Raw genomic sequence first — 18,787 nt, 5'->3', positions numbered from 1 at the left:
TGAGCAGTTAGTGGGAGGAGTATTTAGAGCATCATCGGAGTCCATCGAATCAGGAGCGCGATAACTTCCTACTTGAGTAGATTAACTTGGGCTTTCAGCCCTTTAGGAACCTATGCACTTTCAGTGCATAGTGGTTCAGTTCAGAGCCTCTCGACACGGAAGATCAGGGGTTCCGAGGATCTGTTACCTGGCACCAAGGCGACTATTCTGAGTTGTTCTCTGGAACGGCTATCAATAGTCCACTGGCAAATTTGGGGTCAAAGCAGTTCGCCAGCACAAACGTCTTGGCAACTTTACGAATTTCCGTTTAGATATCCAGATCAGTGAGATTGAGCTTGGGACCATAGGTTTCAATGAATTCCCGTCGGGGAGCGACGCGATCGCCCATTAGCACGGTAAACACCCGGTCTGCCTCCGCCGCATCCTCAATTTCAACTTGCTTCAACGTGCGTGACTCTGGGTTCATCGTAGTGTCCCACAGTTGAGCGGGCATCATTTCACCCAAACCCTTAAATCGCTGGATCTCGTACTTCGCGTTCTCACCGAATCCACCAACAATTTGATCCCGTTCGCGATCGCTATAGCAGTAGTAGTGATTCCGCCCTCGCTCGATCTTATACAGCGGCGGGCAGGCGATATAAACATATCCCTGATCCACCATCGCCCGCTGATAGCGGTAGAAAAAGGTGAGTAACAGGGTGCGAATGTGGGCACCGTCCACATCCGCATCGGTCATAATTACAATCCGGTGATAACGGAGTTGGGAAGCATCGAACTCTTCGCCCTTGATGCCCAAACCCAGAGCCGTGATCAACGCCTGAATCTCTGTATTTTTGTAAATCTTGGCATCGTCTGTCTTTTCGATATTGAGAATTTTTCCACGCAGCGGAAGAATGGCTTGAAAGCGGCGATCTCGCCCTTGCTTGGCACTACCACCCGCAGAATCCCCCTCTACGATGAAGATTTCAGACTCGGCGGGATCCCTGCTGCTGCAATCCGCCAGTTTACCGGGTAGGGTAGAAGACTCCAGCACTGATTTGCGGCGCACCAGTTCCCGCGCCTTACGCGCCGCCTCAGCAGCATTGAATGCCTGGATCGCCTTTTCCAAAATGGAATCCGCAACGTTGGGATGAAACTCCAGGTATTCAGTCAATACCTCACCGACCAGTGAGTCCACAATTCCCCGAACTTCTGTATTCCCCAGTTTGGTTTTCGTCTGTCCTTCAAACTCTGGATCGGGCACCTTGACCGAGATCACCCCGGTTAAGCCCTCGCGGATATTTTCACCTGCTAGGTTGGAGTCGCTTTCCTTCAGCTTGTTGCGCTTACGGGCGATCGCATTCATCGTCCGGGTCAGCACTGCCTTCAAACCTTCCAGATGGGTGCCCCCATCAATGGTGCGAATGTTATTGGCAAAACCCAGCAGGTTATCTGTATAAGCATCGGTACACCATTGCAGTGCTACCTCAACCTGGACATTGTTACGCTCCCCCTGAACGTGGATCACATCCTCATTCAGAGCTTGCTTATCGTGGTTCATGTAGCTGACGTACTCTCGAATACCCCCCTCATAGAAGTAAACCTCGACATGGGGTTCTTCTAACTTGAGGTATTCCAGACGGTTATCAGTAAAGGTGACCCTCACCCCGCCATTCAGAAATGCAAGCTCCCGCAAACGACCTGCCAGTGTTGCGTAGTCAAAAGTGATGCCGGTTGTAAAAATAGTCGAGTCGGGCAGAAAGCTAACAGCAGTCCCCGTTCGCTCCTCTGAACCTGGCTCAACCTGCAACTCATTTTTTGGAATCCCCCGCTCAAACCTTTGGGTATTAACCCGATGCTCGCGCCAGACCGTGACCTCAACCCACTCCGACAGGGCATTGACTACCGAGATGCCGACACCATGCAGACCACCGGATACCTTATAGCCGCCGCCTTCACCAAACTTCCCCCCAGCTCCCAGCTTGGTTAAAACAGTCTCCAGGGCAGATTTTCCGGTCCTAGGGTGAATATCGGTAGGAATACCGCGCCCATCGTCAACAACTGTAACGGAGCCATCCGCGTTCAGCGTCACATCAATATTTTTGCAGTAGCCTGCTAACGCTTCATCAACAGAGTTGTCAACAACCTCGTAAACTAGATGGTGCAGTCCTCTAGGTCCAGTGCTGCCAATGTACATGCCTGGACGTTTGCGAACGTGCTCAATCCCTTCCAGGACTTGAATTTGTTCTGCACCATAGTTACTCGTCATGAATTCAGCGCTCCAACCGATAAGCGGTTCCAATCTGCGTTTAGCCTTGGAAGACCAAAACTGTCCAAAATTGTAACACAAAAGGCTTATAAGCGATTCTAGAACCATCTCCTGTGTGATTTCTGGCAGGGATGGATAATAAACCTATTCTAATGTCAAGTCTTAATAATATTATAACAAGAAGTAATACGTTTGTATCGAGTTTGATTGTCCTCTGTGGTCCAACGGCAACGGGGAAATCAAGTCTGGCGATCGCTTTAGCAAAGCGGTTGCATTTTGCCATTCTTAGCGCCGACTCGCGCCAAGTGTATCGAGAATTTAACATTGGTACTGCTAAACCATCCCTCGTTCAGCAGCAGGAAGTGCCTCATTATCTAATTGATATTTGTGATCCTACCGAAACTTTGACCGTGGCGGAGTATCAGGAGCGGGCGAGGGAGTTGATGGGAGGAGAGGGGAGAGGGGAGAGGGGAGAGGGGGAGCAGAGGAGCGGAGGGGCAGAGGAGCTAATCGATCTTGAAAGTCAGAATGCTATTCTCTCACCCCCTCACCTCCTCACCCCCTCACCCTTTCTCCTCGTTGGCGGTACTGGGCTTTACATTAAGTCGATCGTCAGGGGAATGAAGGTTCCGCGGGTGCCACCGCAGCCAGAGTTACGATCGCAGCTTCAATCACTGGGGCAACAACAGTGTTATGCCATGCTGAAGCAGGTTGATCCGGTTTCAGCCGCAAAGATCCATGCCAATGATAAGGTGAGAACTTTGCGATCGCTGGAGGTCTTTTACACTACGGGTCGCCCTATGTCGGCACAACAAGGAGAGAATCCGCCTGCTTACCCTATTCTGCAAATAGGGCTGGACTGTCAGGACTCAATCACGCTACAACAGCGAATTCAGCAACGAACTGAGGAGATGGTGGCAGAGGGGTTAGTGGCAGAGGTTGAATTTTTATGTCAAAAGTATGGTGCGGATTTACCGTTGTTGAAGACCTTGGGGTATGCCGAGTTCAACCAATATCTGGCAGGTGATATCTCTCTGGATCAGGCAGTCGCTTTAACCGTCTTGCATACGCGCCAGTTTGCCAAACGCCAACGCACCTGGTTTCGTGCCTACCCCGAAATTGAGTGGTTTGACGCAGATAGCCCCATCTTGTTAGATCAAGTTTGGCAACGAGTGGAGAATTTCTTAACGGTCATCTCTTGATCGGACTGTGACTGTTTTCATTTACAGCCGGTTTCACGTGTCTAAGCCATACATTCACCCCTCTGCTCCCCTTCCCCTCCGCTCCTCCTCAACTCTCAACTCTCCCCTCTTTCCCCCCTCCCTTCTGCCTGTCCATCGTAGGATAGAAAGAGGAATTGCTTCAAAGGCTTCAAGATGCCTGGGGGAACAATGGATTTGGTTCGGTTGCAAACTGTTTTAGATAACACTTCCTTTGCTATTCTTTTTGTCACGATGCTGGCGTACTGGATAGGGGCGGCATTTCCGCGCATTCCTTATCTATCCGTCTTGGGCACTACGGGGATGGCGATCGCCAATCTCTGCATTGCGGCTTTGTTAGGTGCCCGTTGGCTGGAAGCAGGCTACTTCCCAATCAGCAACCTTTATGAATCGCTCTTTTTCTTAACCTGGGGTGTGACAACCATTCACCTGATTGCAGAGAATATGAGCGGCAGTCGCCTGGTTGGTGTGGTGACGGCTCCTGTAGCCATGGCAATTACGGCTTTTGCTGCTATTTCCCTGCCAGGTACGATGCAGGCATCGGCTCCCCTGGTGCCTGCCCTTAAGTCCAACTGGCTGATGATGCATGTCAGTGTCATGATGTTGAGCTATGCCACGTTAATGGTGGGGGCACTCCTGGCGATTGCATTTCTCGTGGTCACCCGTGGTCAAAACATAGAACTGCGGGGTAGCTCAATTGGTACTGGCGCATATCGTGACAAAAGCTATCAATTGCGCCGCGATGGAGAACCCATCACTGAACCGCTCCCTACTGTAACGCCTCCCCTTCCTGCTGCCGCTGCCGAAGCTGGCAATGTGGCAACGGCTGTTCTTACGCCTCCAACGGTGGCATCGGCTTCTATGCAACCCCTCTCTCCTCAACGGCTGACCCTGGCAGATACGCTTGACAACATCAGCTACCGCATTATTGGGCTGGGCTTTCCCTTGCTGACGATTGGGATCATCGCTGGGGCAGTTTGGGCAAACGAAGCCTGGGGATCTTATTGGAGTTGGGATCCCAAAGAGACCTGGGCATTGATTACCTGGCTGGTCTTTGCGGCATACCTGCATGCCCGAATCACTAAAGGATGGCAGGGGCGGCGTCCGGCAATTCTGGCAGCAACCGGTTTTTTAGTCGTCTGGGTCTGTTATCTAGGCGTTAACCTGTTAGGCAAAGGACTCCATAGCTACGGTTGGTTTTTCTAAAATGAACGAGCAATTTCAACCGCTGGAAGATGATGAAGTGCTGTTTATCAGCGTTGGGCGGGTTCTGATGATGAACCCTACCTTTAAGGTGGGTGAATTTATTGACGCTCTGGCGCAGGCAATTAGCGATCGCGAACCCGATTGGGATGATGCAAACGAGGGCTGGTTTGGCGATGGGTTGGACTGTGAAGCGCTACGATTTAGCACACGAGGTTGGCAGCGAGGCAGGGTAAGGATTCGTCTGGAATTCTGTCCCGATCAAGATCCGGCTCCCAAGTTGTTGGATGGTCGTCGTAAGGAACGTCGTCCTAGCACTGAACCCACGGCTGACCCACGGTATGGAGAGGTTTATCGCTCTGAAAAATCAGAATTGCCCTACAACAACAATATTTACAGGGATGAAGGGAATTTTGAGTAAGAACGGGTTGGGTGGTGCTGAATAGCAGTATGAATTGAAACCTCGTTCCAATTCATACAACTCTCAATTCATACCCAAAATCAGCAACGCCACGGGATGATTGGCAGACTTTGAGCACGGACTGAATGAGTGAGGCTTTGTCTTGGACACTCCTGCACGCGCATCTCCACAAAACGTTGAAGGAGCGACAACTGATTGTATCCGGTCAACGTCTACTGGTTGCCGTATCTGGGGGGCAGGATTCCCTCTGCCTGACTCAGTTATTGCTGGATCTGCAACCTAAATGGCATTGGGATCTAGCACTTGCGTACTGCGATCATCGCTGGCAGGAAGATTCAAACAACGGTAACTTTGTCCAAGACCTCGCCCACTCCTGGAACCTGCCCTTCTATTTAAAAACCGCAGAGCAGGTAGACAGGACTGAAGCCGGAGCCAGGAAATGGCGCTATCAGGCATTAGCAGCCATTGCCCATCAGCATGGTTATTCTTTCATCGCCACCGGACATACCGCCAGCGATCGCGCTGAAACCCTACTGTACAATCTGGTGCGTGGCAGTGGCATGGATGGGCTGCAAGCCCTTACCTGGAAACGGCTCCTGGTGCCCGGAATTTTCCTCATCCGTCCCCTGCTGGAAGTGACCCGCCGGGAAACAGCCCAGTTTTGTCAGGAGCGGCATCTTACCTACTGGCAAGACCCTTCCAACCAGAATTTGAAGTACGCCCGCAACCGCATCCGCCAGGAATTGTTGCCCTACCTTTGCACCCACTTCAATCCCCAGGCAGAACGAACCCTGGCTCAAACCGCAGAACTGCTCCAGGCAGAGGTCGCCTACCTGGAAACCGAAGCCCAAAAATGGCTCCAATCATCGCTGAACTCAGGCAAAACTGCCCTCAATCGAGTTTATTTACGGCAGGCACCCCTGGCACTGCAACGACGAGTAGTGCGCCAATTCCTTCAGTCCATTCTGTTCTGTAGCCCCGGCTTTGAGCAGATTGAAAAAGTTGTGAATTTGATAACTGCCCCCAACCGCTCCCAGACCGATCCTTTGCCCGGAGGGGCGATCGCCCTAGTCGAAGGGGACTGGATTCGACTGCAAGCCAGATTAGAGTGAATGGTCAGTAGTCAGTGGTCAGTAGTAGCAGGGAGTAGACTCCTTCATCACTCCTCACTCCGTCCTAAAGCAACCGTTCTCCTTTCAGCATTCGTTGAGCGGCATCTAGCAAGGCTTCTTCCAAATAGGGCTTGGTGAAGTAACCGCTGGCTCCCAGGGAGGATGCCATTTGCCGGTGGCGATCGGCACCGCGAGAAGTGAGCATGGCGATCGGCAAGTGGGTCAGGTTGGGATCTTTCTGAATCCGAGACAGCAATTCTAAGCCATCCATGCGGGGCATCTCAATGTCACAGAAGACAATATCGCAGGGCAAACCAGAGCGCAGTTTTTCCCAGGCTTCCTGCCCATCCCTCGCCTGCTCAACTCGGTAGCCAACTTTGTTGAAGGTCATTGACAGCAACTCGCGAACTGTGATGGAGTCGTCCACAATCAGAACCATTGGCTCAGTCTTGGTTACTTGTGGTTCGAGGGGAACCGTTGCCGCACCCTGATCCCACAGAGAGCCGCCTGCATCCTTGCGGATTCGACCCATTGCCAGATCAATTAGTTCCAGGACGTCTGCAATGGGCATGATGCGACCATCCCCTAAAACCGTTGCCCCCGCCACACCTACGGGCTTAGGCACGGGTCCTTCCAGTTGCTTGATTACAATTTCTTGTTCACCTAGCACCTGGTCAACCTGAAGTGCCAGGAAGTTACCCGCGCTGCGTAGCACCACAATCGAAGAAATGTCGTCTTCCTGGTTTCCGCCGTAAACATTACCCCGACTCAGGTGCCGGTTATATGCCAGCAGATCCACCAGAGGACGCAGGGGTAACAGGGAGTCACGCCAGGGTAGGCAGGGCTGACCTTCAGCGTTGGTTTGAATCCGCTCCTTGGGCACGTCCAGCATGTCTTCCACACCGTCCATTGGAAAGGCAATCCGGGCGCGATCGCTAATGCAACACAATGCCTTCGAGATACTTAAGGTCAACGGCAGACGAATCGTAAAGGTTGTTCCCTTACCCGTTGTCGAGTCGGTATTAACCGCCCCACGGATTTCACTCAGGCTGGTCCGTACTACGTCCATGCCCACTCCTCGCCCAGCAAAGTCATCTGCCTGGTCTTTAGTACTAAAGCCAGCGTGGAAGAGCAGATCATAGACATCTAAACGGGACATGCTCCTGGCTTCCGCAGGGGTAATCAAGCCTTTTTCAATAGCCTTGGCCTTCACTCGCTCCACATCAATTCCAGCCCCATCATCTGATACCGAGATAATGGTCTGGTTCCCCTGGTGGAAGGCACGGATCGTAATCCGCCCAGCGGCAGGCTTACCAGCCGCCCGTCGTACATCCGGCGACTCGATTCCGTGAGTAATTGCATTGTTAACCAGATGGGTCATGGGGTCATAAAGCTGCTCCAGGATCATCTTGTCAATCAGCGTTTCCCGACCTTCAATCACCAGTTCTGCCTGTTTACCCACGCGCATCGAAATATCGCGTACAGCGCGGGGCATTCGGTCAGCCGTCTGGGCAAAGGGCACCATTCGAGAGCGGGTTAGTCCTTCCTGAAGCTGGGTGGTGACTTGACGGAACATGCGGGTTACTTGATCCGTTTCATCCACAATGAATTCAATGTCAGAGGCAGATTCCCGGACTCTGACAATCAGTTCAATCATCTCCTGGGAAAGGCTATGGAAACCCGTGAACCGATCCATTTCCAAGGGGTCATATTCAACACTGGTGCTGGTAGTCTGCGTCGATGCTTCACTAGTGTCTCGAAAGACACTACTAGAACCCTGGCGGTAGTTCTGGCGGCTTGCCAGTAGGGAACTTTCAAGCAGCGATCGCTCATACAAGTCTTGCATTCGCTGACCCACATCACTAAGCTGCTGAACCTGATAAAGCAAATTATCGAGAGACTGGCGCAACCGCTCCTGGTCTTGTTCCAGGCTGTTACGGTTTACGACCAGTTCTCCCACCAGGTTGCTCAGGTTATCAAGATGCTTGACCGGAACCCGCATGGTTTGTTCACTAAACACCCTGCTTGGACGGGAAAGACGCCGGTTTTGAGTGCCGAGTCCCCGGCTCGCCGGTACGCTGGGAGACCCACCCATTTTTTCCTCAGCTTCCTTAAGCAGATCATCCAATTCATCAAAGTCAGAATCGGTGGATGGTTCTGTCAGTTGAGTAGGAGAACTGGCTGGCTCATCCGCTTCTAACAAAGCCTCCAGATCCGCAAAATCTTCTATTTCTGCAAAGTTTTGGGAACCCGCATCCAACTGGTTGCTGACATCCCCAAACGAAGTGATCGGAGACAATGGCAGCGAACCTTCATCGAGCAAGTCTTCCAAATCAGCAAAACTGCTTGATTCCGGAGTGTCTTCACCAACTAAGTTTTCCAGATTGGCAAAGTTATCATCTACAGCTAAGGAGTCTTCTTCGCCTAACAAACTGTCCAGATCTTCAAATTCACTAGCGGTGTCAGAAGTTGGGGTTTCACCCAAAAAGTCTAAATCGTCAAAGGCATCAGTTTCAGGAGTCGCTTCCTCACCCAGCAAATCTCCTAAGTCACCAAAATCTGAAGAAGATTCTTCAGCCGCAGATTCACCCAACCAATCTCCCAGGTCGCCAAAGTCTGAGGTTTCAGGTGTAGAAGATTCCTCCAGCAGGCTATCCAGGTCTCCTAATTCACTGGAGGCTGGAGCAGTTTCCTCACCCAGCAAATCTCCCAAATCATCAAAAACTGAGGTTTCAGGAGTAGAAGATTCTCCCAGTAGGCTATCCACGTCTCCTGACTCACTGGAGGCTGGAGGAGTTTCTTCACTTAGTAAGTCCCCTAAGTCGCCAAAATCTGTGAGGGATGCGGTGGAGGATGCCCCCAGCAAATCTCCCAAATCGCCAAAATCTGTGGGGATTTCAGCGGCAGAGGATGCCCCCAGCAAATTTCCCAAGTCACCAAAATCTGAGGTTTCAGGAGTGGAAGATTCCTCCAGCAGACTATCCAGGTCTCCTAACTCACCGGAGACTGAAGCAGGTTCTTCACTTAGCAAGTCCCCTAAGTCGCCAAAATCTGTGGGAAGTTCAGTGGCAGAAGATTCACCCAGTAGAGGATTCAGGTTTTCTGCTTCATCAGAGGCTGGAGCAGTTTCTTCACCTAGTAAATCTCCTAAGTCGCCAAAGTCTTCTAAATCTGTAGTTTCGGAGGCAGTTTCGATGGGGAAATCAAAATTACCAAAATCGATCGCGTCTGAGGATGAAAGAGACGACGCTGGAACACCGATATCCTCAAAGCCACTGCTTTCCAAATCCAGGGAGAAATCAGTTTCAGACAGCTCGGACTCAGAGAGTTCAGCAATTTCTGGGATATCTGTCATACCCAGGCTTTCAAGTTCCAGCAGATCATCATCGAAGTTTGCTTCAACCGGGAACTCACCCTCATGGGCAACTGTGGCATCTGCTCCAACAACTGCTGCCAGATCTTCCGCAAAGAGATCGGTCTCGCCTGGGGTTAGAGGCTCTGGGATTAAGGCTTCTGTACTTAGAGTTTCGTCACCAAAACCCAGGTCTAAATCAGCCGTATCGGGCAAATCCTCCCATAGATCAGACGTGGAGGTTTCTAGGGAAAATGCTTCCGGAGTAGACGCTTCCAGATCAGGTGGTTGCAAGTCCATTGCTCCAAGTAAGTCTGCCATGTCCTGATCAGAAACGCTTTCCAGGCTCGACTCTTCACCCTCAACCGGACTTAAATCCAGGCTTCCCAGGTCTTCCAGGTCTAGACCCAAGTTATCTTCTGCCTGAAGTACACTCTCACCAAAGGCTTCTGTCGGCAGATCGAACTCACCAAAGTCGAGGCTCCCATCGTCAGCACTAGTCGAAGCGGCGATATCAGAACCACCGAAGTCTAATTCATCCAAGCCTAATTCACTCAAGTCAAGATTCAGTTCTCCCTCCCCACTTGCAGTAGCCGATGCTTCAGGGGAAAGTACATCTGCAAAACCTTCCAATCCTTCCATGCTGGCTGACGCACCATCGGCTGGAGTCGATTCAGCAAAGAAATCGATATCAGATGCTTCACTGAAACCAATAGACTCAAGTCCTGTATCCAAATCTGCAAAAGGATAGGCTCCGCCGTCAGCGGTAGACAGTTCCAGCGGTTCAGCATCCGATGGAGAGGCAACTGTTGCCGTATCAGAAGTATCCGACAGCCAGGAATCGCTGGAAAAATCGAGGGAATCATCAATCAGTTCTTCGATCGCAGCGTCGTCAGAAATCCCCTGAACGGAAGTCGTCGAAGTTTCAAACAGACCACTAAAATCACTCTCGTCCTGGTCAGAAAGCTCTTCGATTAACTCACCAGGGCTACTGTCGTCTAGCAAACTCTCCTCGTCCAGCAAATCACTAGAGCCGAACATATCTGAGAATGCATCTTCTGTTGACTCGCTAGTGGTTGATTCAAATGTGGTTGAAAGGTCAAACTCACTCAAAAGTTCGCTGGAAGTTGGAGCTGACTCTGCAAAGGGGTCTTCCCAGGGATCGGCAACCACCCCATCTTCTACCGGAGTGGCAACCCCGGATGGCTCATCACTAATGGCTGCAAATAGGTTTTCATCTTCGCCCGACTCTGTGGGCGGAAAGAGTTCCCCGGAACCGGACTCAAGACCAGAGAGGTTGAGATCACTTTCATCCATCCCAGCAAACAACTCTCCCAGATCGCCTAATGCGGCATCTGATTCCCCGTCAGGTTCAACCTCAAGTCCACCATCGTTGAAGTCCCCTAGTTCTAATCCTGCATCCAGGTCTAAACCAGCAAAGGGATCTTGTTCATCGACAGGGGAAGCGATCGCAGACATCTCCTCTGTACCGAAGAGGTCATCCGATTCAGAAATGATTGATAAATCTTCCAGTTCATTGCTGCTTGAGGGGTCAATTGAGGGGAACCCAGTAGCTTCAGACTCAACGGAGGATTCTTCCTCTTCCAGCAGTTCGTCGCCAAACAAATCACTCAAATCATCATCTTTGGATTGAATGATGGTTGGAGCCGTTTCAGACTCATCAAACAGGAGATCGGAGAAGTCTACAGACTCGTCCATGTCGCTGGCTATATTCGCAGAACCAGACGTTAAAGCATCTCCATCCCTGATGATTTCTTCTTCCTGCCAGGTAGAACCCAGATCGGGAACTTCGCCTTCAAACAGGTCAGCCAGACTGTTCAATTCTGCCATGCCAACTTCGGGACCCTGCTGCCCAATTGCCTCCATTGAGAGCGGTTCCTCGCCAAAAACATCGCCAAAGTTGAGGTCAGAGGAAGATAGGTTGAGATGGGTGTCAGGAGTCAGATCCAAACCATCAAACAAAGATTCTTCATCAAACGATTCGGCGGAGTCGGAAAGGTCAAATCCCAGATCGGCGTTATCCGCTGCCGCCAGAAGATCGGCAAAATCACTATCGGCTGCGACTTCAACGGGAGCTGGGGTTGGTGCCATTTCCAGAAGTTGAGGGCAGGGAATAATTTCGTCAGCACGCCCTGCCAAGACTAGATCCTGTGCCTGCTTGATGTCTCGGATAACCACCGGAGCCAGTGTCCGATAGGAATTATTGGACTCGGCGATCGCCCGTCGTGCCGTCTCCACCAAGCCGCACCAGGCAGACAAATCAAACAACTCACCCATACTGACCAGTTCACGGCAGATTGCCTCTAGCTGATAGCGACCGGACACGTCTGCATCCGGTTGTTTAAACAGTTGCAGCATTTCCCGTAAACGGACGGGCACATCAGTACCAAAGGTTTGTGCCAGGGTTGCATCCAAGGATGAAGCAGTCACCAGATCACTTCCTGACAGAAAGCCTGTGGTCGGCATAGAGGTGATGGGTTCGGCTTCACTGACCAAGATCTCTAGGTGGCGTTCCAGTTCATCAAACGTAGGCTGAACGCCAGACAGCGTTGTGTTCGCCATTTCATCAGTCAGCCCAAAGGGACCCTGAAGTTGCTCTAATAACTCCTGCAACGCATCAAAAACTTTGAGCAGAAGACTTTCTAGTTTTTGATCCACTCGCACTCGCGATTCCTTCAAAATTTTGAAGAAATCTTCCAGGCGATGGGAAACCTGCTGAATACTGTTGAGACCCAGCATGGCAGCCCCTCCCTTGACTGAGTGTGCTGCCCGAAACAGCTCATTCACCATCTCCCCATCTTCAATGGTGCTTTGCAGATTCAGCAACCCCTGCTCAATCGTGTTGAGGTGGTCTTTTGCCTCCTCAATGAAGTAGCCCATGATTCGCTGTTGCTGTTCAGGCTGCATGGCTGTATCCCATCCCTTTGGAAAGTAAGAATTGCTATGGAAACGTGTGCATTAGCAGGATCGCGCCCCTAGACTGTAGACCAATGATAGCGAAAGTCTCCATACCCTGAATTCAGCTATTTGCGCTCGATGGTCTCTACCCGGAATCGTTCTACAGACGTTAACAGATCGCGGGCAACTCCCACCAGGTTTTGCAGCGAGGCAGATACGCGCTGCGCCTCCTGAGAAGTTTCCTGGGCGGTCAATTCCACTGACTGCATCACCTGAGCGACGGCGCGGGAAGTTTCAGTCTGTTCAACCGTATCCGCTGTAATCGATCGCACCAGTACGTCAATCCGGTTAGAGACCTGAATGATGTCCTCCAGTGATCGCTTCGCCTGTTCTGCCAGTCGCGTCCCCTCAATCACCTGCTGGGTGCCTTCTTCCATCGCTGTCATAACCGAGCCGGTTTCACTCTGGATTTGTAGTACAATCTGCTCAATTTCCTTCGATGCTTTCGCCGCCCGGTCTGCCAACTGCCGCACCTCGTCTGCAACAATCGCGAAGCCACGCCCTGCTTCTCCTGCGCGGGCTGCTTCAATACTGGCGTTCAATGCCAGCAGGTTAGTTCGTGAAGCGATTTGAGAAATCAGTGCCACGATCTTAGAAATCTCCTGGGAAGATTCTGCTAATCGTTTCACCTTACGGGTGGTTTCTGCGACCGTCTCGCGGATTTCCAGAATACCAGCGACCGTCCGCTCCACCGCTTCTCCACCCTTGAGTGCCGTTGCCGATGCCGAACGCGCCACTTCTTCGGCTTCACGGGCGCTTTCTGCCACCCGCTGAATCGACTCGGTCATTACCTGCACCGAGTTTAGCGTGACCGCCAGTTCCTCTGCCTGCCGTAAGGCATCGGATGACAGGCTACGGGCAAACATTTCGTTGTCAGTTGAACTCTTACTCACCTGACGGGCAGCCGTCTTCACCTGTTGCACAATTTCACGCAGGTTTTGAATGGTCAGGTTAAACGAGTCGGCAACCGCACCGAGGACATCGGCAGTGACCTCTGCCTGAACCGTGAGGTCGCCTCGAGCAGCCCCTTCCACATCGTCCAGTAACCGAATCACCTGGCGTTGCAGGTCTTCCTTCGCCTGCTCTTGCTCCTCTGCCTTCCGCTGTGCCTCACTGGTGGTTGTCAGAATCACCCGTGACATCTGATTAAAGCCGGTTGCCAATTGCCCAAACTCATCTTCGGCATAGACGGTTGCACGCGCATTCAGATTTCCCTGACACACCGCATTAAACTGGCTCTGCAAGTCATCCGTAGATCGCTTGATCTGTCTGGCGGTTATCTGTCCCAAGAAAAAGGCAGACCCCCCTCCAAATGCCATAGCAGCCGCTGCCATAATCCAGCTTGTACCCCTGATCTGATTGACGACATCTTCCCGCTGGCTACCAGGACCGTAGTTGGCTGCTAGGTTACCTGCCAGAGCGACTGCAACCGCAGACAGAACCCCAGCCACCCCAGCGGTAATCACTTGCTTAGTCGCGATCGGAGCATTTTCGAGAAAGGCAAAGGCACCTTGCTCGACGGTTGGGGTGGGTTCAGCGACCTGCTGATCCAGTTGGGTAAAGGTAGGAACCTGATCGGAGGTGCCGGAGATGCTAAAAACTTCGTCGTCGCGGATGAGGGAGCTGCTGCTATCCGTAAAGCTGAGAGCGTCAGCATCCTGGGAGAAACCGCGATCGCTGCTTGCCGCTCCTCCCGTCGCACTACCACCCGACAGGTCAAACCCCGCTCCGACCGCAGGACTGGTAAAGCCAGCCGAATTCTCGGACAGATCGAAGTCTGACAGGTTCCCCAAGTCATCAAACTCATCAAATTCATCTAGGAAATCAACATTGCTTTGCCCAGCCATGCCTGAGCCGCCAGACTCAGAACCATAATAGGAACTGTCTTGCGGATCTAAATCAAAGCTAGTAGGTGGATCGAACTGAGAGGTATCTGGTGCCCCAAAAGTCTGATCGTCCTGGTTATACAGCCCCGTGCTGCCCATGAATAGGGTTTCATCCTCAGTTGTCCGGCGATTCGGACTGGATTGAAACCCACCTGGTATATCCGATGGGGACGGATGATCTTCTAACGAGTAGGGCGAATGCCCAGACGGTTCTTCAGGCAGATCCAGAGGAGCAAAGGCATCATCAAACTCATCTAGGGCTGAGGCAAAATTACTGTCCCCGATACCTGCTCCTCCAATATCAGTTCCATAATCTAGAGCGGGTTCGTCCAAGCCAGAAAAAGGGTCTGACTGCATGTGAGTCGTCTGCTGGGGCGCGTCTGCCTCTCCGAGAGCATTGTCAGGCGGCTCATCAATGGCAAAGGGATCGGCGAAGGGGCTAACCCCATCGGCAGAACCAGGAAAACTTGAAAAACTGCCTTGCTCAAACTCACCAGCAGGCTCAAAATCCAGCGGTGGGATATCAAAACTTTGGTCAAATTCCCCTTCAGACCCCAGGCTAAAGTTTGGATCGTCCAAACCAAAGTCACCTGCTGTACCAAAGTCATCCTGATCTTGCCAGGTGGTTGGGGATTGAAAGCTGCCAAAATCATCATCCAGGCTGCCCAGACCATTTTCGTCAACTGTATTGACCCCACTTTCAACGCCAACAGCCCCTTCAGATTGAATCTGGCTGATGTTCGCTAGCCCATCGTTGGCGAATTTCCGAGTTTCATCATTGCTGTTAGCTAAAGCCAGGACATCCTGATATTGTTGACGGGCAATATCATACTGTTGTAACTGGTAATAGATGTGCCCCCGCAATAGACAGGCACTTGGATCATCGGGAAATTCTTTCACCAGGCGATCAACAATCTCAGCGGCTTCTTCGTAGTTACCCTGTACGTAGGCTGAAAAAGCCTGTTGATATCCCTGTTCAATTCCTGCCCCCATTTGCCTCCTCCCAGTTGAGTATTGAGTGCTGTAGCCTCGGTGTGGCGGAAGGTTGTGCTGGTGCAGGGTTAGCGATCGCCCCCGCTCCAGTCTTCATAACTCGTTCCTCAGTTTTACTTCCAATTCTGCTTTTTTTCACTCTTAATTCTCCTTGTTAAGCCGCCCACCGGGCTGATCGAAGAATTGACACCTGATCCAGTAATCGGAGAAACTTGCTTGCCTGATTGTCCAACAACCACTCACCCCGAAGAAAAGGAGCCACACTGTCTGGAACATTGGTGGGCATTTGAATTTCTTCAATATCGAGCCAGTCCATCCCCACAATTCGATCCACCGCCAGCCCCAACATAATGTCCTGATCTTCGACCGCAATCACAGGCACCTCCGGGCGATCGGTATTGAGTGCTGTTGGGTCTCCCAAAAACTGCCCCAAGTCTGCCACCCAAACGACCCTTCCGCGCACATTCAGCGTACCCAAAAGCAGAGGTGAAACATTCGGAACGGGTGTAATCCGATCGGGGGAAGGCGAAATGACTTCCCGAATTCCGGTTGCAGGCAGAGCAAATTCATTTCCTGATGCCACATAAAAACGCAAGTGTAACTCACCTTCAGGACTTTCTAACTCCTGAAATTCAGGAGCTTGATCCTGCCCTCTACCCGTTAAAAAATCCGGATTACCTACCATTCCACTGACCTCTAACCTCGCAATAGTTGTTTAACTGTGCCTACCAGTTCGGTGGGTTGAAATGGCTTCGCAATGTAAGCATCCGCTCCCTGTTTCATACCCCAGTAGCGGTCAAACTCTTCCCCTTTGGATGAACACATGACCACCGGAACATTCTGGGTTTTGGGGTCAGCTTTCAACCGACGGCAGACCTCATAACCATTCATACGCGGCATCACAATATCCAGAACCACTAAATCGGGGCACTTTCCTTGAATCTGTTCCAGCGCTTCTACCCCATCACTTGCCTCAGTTACACTTAACCCGCTCCCTCTCAACAGATCGGAGATCATCTCCCGCTGAGTAACACTATCTTCTACGACTAGAACTGTACTCATAATTCTTTACCTGCTTGCCGGTTGAAACGCCGCTGGAAAGCATTAACGTTCCTTACCCTAGTATTCACCTTAACTCTAATAGTCAATAAGGTACCCTCATTTATTAGTTAAACTATGGGGAAAGATGCCTTAAAGCGCACCAGTCATACCCTGTCCTTAACCGAACCTGCCAGAGAATCATCAACCGGCTGCCGATTTTCATAACCGCGACCTACATATTTTTCAACTAACATTAATAGCTCATTTTCTCCAAATGGCTTCGTTAAATAATCCGTTGCGCCCACCATTCTTGCCTTAACGCGGTCAATAAATCCATCCTTACCTGTTAGCATGACGATGGGAATCTGGCGAAATGCTGTCGATTTCCGCAACATACCGCAAAGTTCATAGCCATCCAGTTCGGGCATGGCAATGTCGCAGAGAATCAAGTCGGGTTTGATCTGGAATACCAGGCTGAGTGCTTCGAGGGGGTTGGCGATCGCGGTTGCCTCATATCCGTTTTGACTCAAAATATGCTCCACAGTTTGACGAATTGTAACCCCATCGTCAATACAAACAACACGCGGGGTTCTTGCTTCATGCCATAGCCCCAAATCCTTTGCTCGAATCGGGCGGGTAGATCCGCCTGACTCTGTTGTTTGGATAGGAAAGTCAATTAGTTGAATCATCCCTTTCTGAACATAGGAATAGATTGCCCGCGCAACGGTCAAGCTATCTCGATTCAGATAGCGAGCGATCTGGCGAATTGAGGTTTTTCCATCGGCGTAGCGGTTTAGGGCATTGAACGTATTGATTGACAGCATTGCCTGCAATGCCCCTATATCGGCAATGACCAGGCACTGATCAGGGGATTGGATGTGAGGGTAAAACTGCTTCCACTCCTGAACCTGAGTCATGATTTTTGCTAACAGAGGAGCAATTTCTAGCGTGGTTAACTGGGGAGACAACGCTGGACTCAATTCAAAGATGAAAGACCCCTGGTGCAAACTCAGCAGATCAAATAGCACCTCATGCACCATGCTCTGAATAATGCTGCGTCCCTGTACAGGAGTCAGGGTGTGATTTTCGAGCAGTGCCCACAAGTAGCCGTATTCTGGAGCATTGACCGCGGCGATCGAGGACACCGTTAGGCTAGCCAGCGGCACATCAATTTTATACCGACGCAAATAATCGTTCAGACGAGCCAGACTGGTATTGATATCCGAAGCGTAAATAATCCGACCATTCAGGAAAAAGACAAACCAGGAGCGTACTAATACTGGCTGTGGGGATCTTTCCTGAAGAAAGGGCTGACCGCCGCTGACCGGCGATTGCACTGGATAGGCTTCCACAAAAAGCTCACCCGTTCGCTGCCCCAGCTCAATGAGCTGTAAGATACTGCGAATGTCTATCTCGCTCAACTTACCCTGCATGAGACTTAGATCATCCTTTGAAAGTGCTGTAACCCCATAAACTGCCCATTCGCTAACTTTTGCAGGCTGTTCCCGCTATTTCACCCTGGTTTCTCAAGACTCTCTCACTATTAAGCCTTAGTCGCTCAGGCACATGATCCAATTAAAAAATTCTGAGATAGACCTTTTAACCGGCTCAAAAGCTGTTACCAATACAACTTTTATACCCCTCCTCTAGTTTCCCCGAATAGTTTCCTAAGCGGATCGATGCGATGCTGCCAGAATAGGGTGAACCCTGCCCTTCAACTTATCGATACCGCACCATCTGGGTTTCAAGGGGCAGACCTACCATAATCTATTTTGCTTTTGTGCCTCTCCTCTTCATGGTTCTTCACGAACATAAAAGGTCGCAATGTTAGATTAAAGGACAGTAAGCCCTAAAAATAAGGAGTAAAATACGGCGATCGAAAATTCTGTACAGCTCAGGAAATGGTAGTATTTGTTTTTCCAATTCCTGCCTTCTGAATGAAATTCGGTCAAAGTCAGCTTGAATCGCTTACCAATTAGAAGACGATTACCTATGGAATCGTAGCTTGTAAGGGGGTGTCATTTCTCGGTGCTGAGAGAGGCTTAGGGGATGACGTTGTCACTCCAGACTTTCTAAGTCGAGGCGAATGAAAAGATTCAGTCCAGCTAGTCTCTAGTCACTAAATGACATTCAAGCCTGGTGCTTTTTTCCTCCTGTTTAAGCCTCTCTGCCCTGATAGATTGGGGGGCAAGCCGGGCATCTTAGACATATACAAGCCATACATGGACTGTATTTGCGGCGATAGTTAGGTGATGGTTGTTGAGGTTGAAATGACCAAATTGAAACGACCAAAAGCTTCTCAGGGTAACATCAACATCGGCTCAGTCCAGGT

Annotated in this window: 10 protein-coding genes; 4 read left to right on the top strand and 6 right to left on the bottom strand. The window is 50.9% G+C overall.

The genetic code is table 11. The features are described from left to right. Nucleotides 1-307: 307 nt before the first annotated feature. Nucleotides 308-2,248, bottom strand: a complete 1,941-nt coding sequence (gyrB, locus tag AC1S52_RS08015; protein WP_482028499.1) for a DNA topoisomerase (ATP-hydrolyzing) subunit B — start codon at nucleotides 2,246-2,248, stop codon at nucleotides 308-310. Nucleotides 2,249-2,400: 152 nt separating this feature from the next. On the opposite strand from gyrB, the gene miaA reads away from it, so the two are divergent. The 4 genes from miaA (at nucleotide 2,401) to tilS (ending at nucleotide 6,204) form a co-directional block, all read left to right on the top strand. After that, a complete protein-coding gene (miaA, locus tag AC1S52_RS08010; RefSeq protein WP_482028498.1) occupies nucleotides 2,401-3,450 on the top strand; it encodes a tRNA (adenosine(37)-N6)-dimethylallyltransferase MiaA in 1,050 nt (349 codons plus the stop codon). Between the two features lie 189 nt (nucleotides 3,451-3,639). After that, nucleotides 3,640-4,674 carry a c-type cytochrome biogenesis protein CcsB gene (gene ccsB, locus AC1S52_RS08005; RefSeq protein ID WP_482028501.1) on the top strand — a complete coding sequence of 345 codons (1,035 nt, stop codon included), beginning with the start codon at nucleotides 3,640-3,642 and terminating at the stop codon, nucleotides 4,672-4,674. Between the two features lies 1 nt (nucleotide 4,675). Further along, on the top strand, nucleotides 4,676-5,092 hold the full coding sequence (locus tag AC1S52_RS08000) for a KGK domain-containing protein (protein ID WP_482028497.1): 417 nt from the start codon (nucleotides 4,676-4,678) through the stop codon (nucleotides 5,090-5,092). 137 nt (nucleotides 5,093-5,229) lie between these two features. Beyond that, nucleotides 5,230-6,204, top strand: a complete 975-nt coding sequence (tilS, locus tag AC1S52_RS07995; protein ID WP_482028496.1) for a tRNA lysidine(34) synthetase TilS — start codon at nucleotides 5,230-5,232, stop codon at nucleotides 6,202-6,204. Between the two features lie 64 nt (nucleotides 6,205-6,268). On the opposite strand, the gene AC1S52_RS07990 is transcribed toward tilS, so the two are convergent. The 5 genes from AC1S52_RS07990 to AC1S52_RS07970 form a co-directional block, all read right to left on the bottom strand. Continuing rightward, nucleotides 6,269-12,484: a response regulator gene (locus AC1S52_RS07990; RefSeq protein WP_482028495.1), complete on the bottom strand. Its 6,216-nt coding sequence runs from the start codon at nucleotides 12,482-12,484 to the stop codon at nucleotides 6,269-6,271. 116 nt (nucleotides 12,485-12,600) lie between these two features. Then, nucleotides 12,601-15,414, bottom strand: a complete 2,814-nt coding sequence (locus AC1S52_RS07985) for a methyl-accepting chemotaxis protein (RefSeq protein WP_482028494.1) — start codon at nucleotides 15,412-15,414, stop codon at nucleotides 12,601-12,603. 154 nt (nucleotides 15,415-15,568) lie between these two features. After that, the gene (locus tag AC1S52_RS07980; RefSeq protein WP_482028493.1) at nucleotides 15,569-16,099 is read right to left on the bottom strand and encodes a chemotaxis protein CheW; all 531 of its coding nucleotides are present in this window, start codon (nucleotides 16,097-16,099) and stop codon (nucleotides 15,569-15,571) included. 11 nt (nucleotides 16,100-16,110) lie between these two features. Then, the gene (locus tag AC1S52_RS07975; RefSeq protein WP_223048254.1) at nucleotides 16,111-16,476 is read right to left on the bottom strand and encodes a response regulator transcription factor; all 366 of its coding nucleotides are present in this window, start codon (nucleotides 16,474-16,476) and stop codon (nucleotides 16,111-16,113) included. A 143-nt stretch (nucleotides 16,477-16,619) separates the two neighbouring features. After that, nucleotides 16,620-17,888, bottom strand: a complete 1,269-nt coding sequence (locus tag AC1S52_RS07970) for a response regulator (RefSeq protein WP_482028492.1) — start codon at nucleotides 17,886-17,888, stop codon at nucleotides 16,620-16,622. Nucleotides 17,889-18,787 lie beyond the last annotated feature (899 nt).

The organism is Kovacikia sp. CALU 1929 (genome assembly GCF_056784235.1).
The sequence above is the reverse complement of the archived record's forward strand: the minus strand, read 5'-3'. Positions and strand labels throughout refer to the sequence as shown.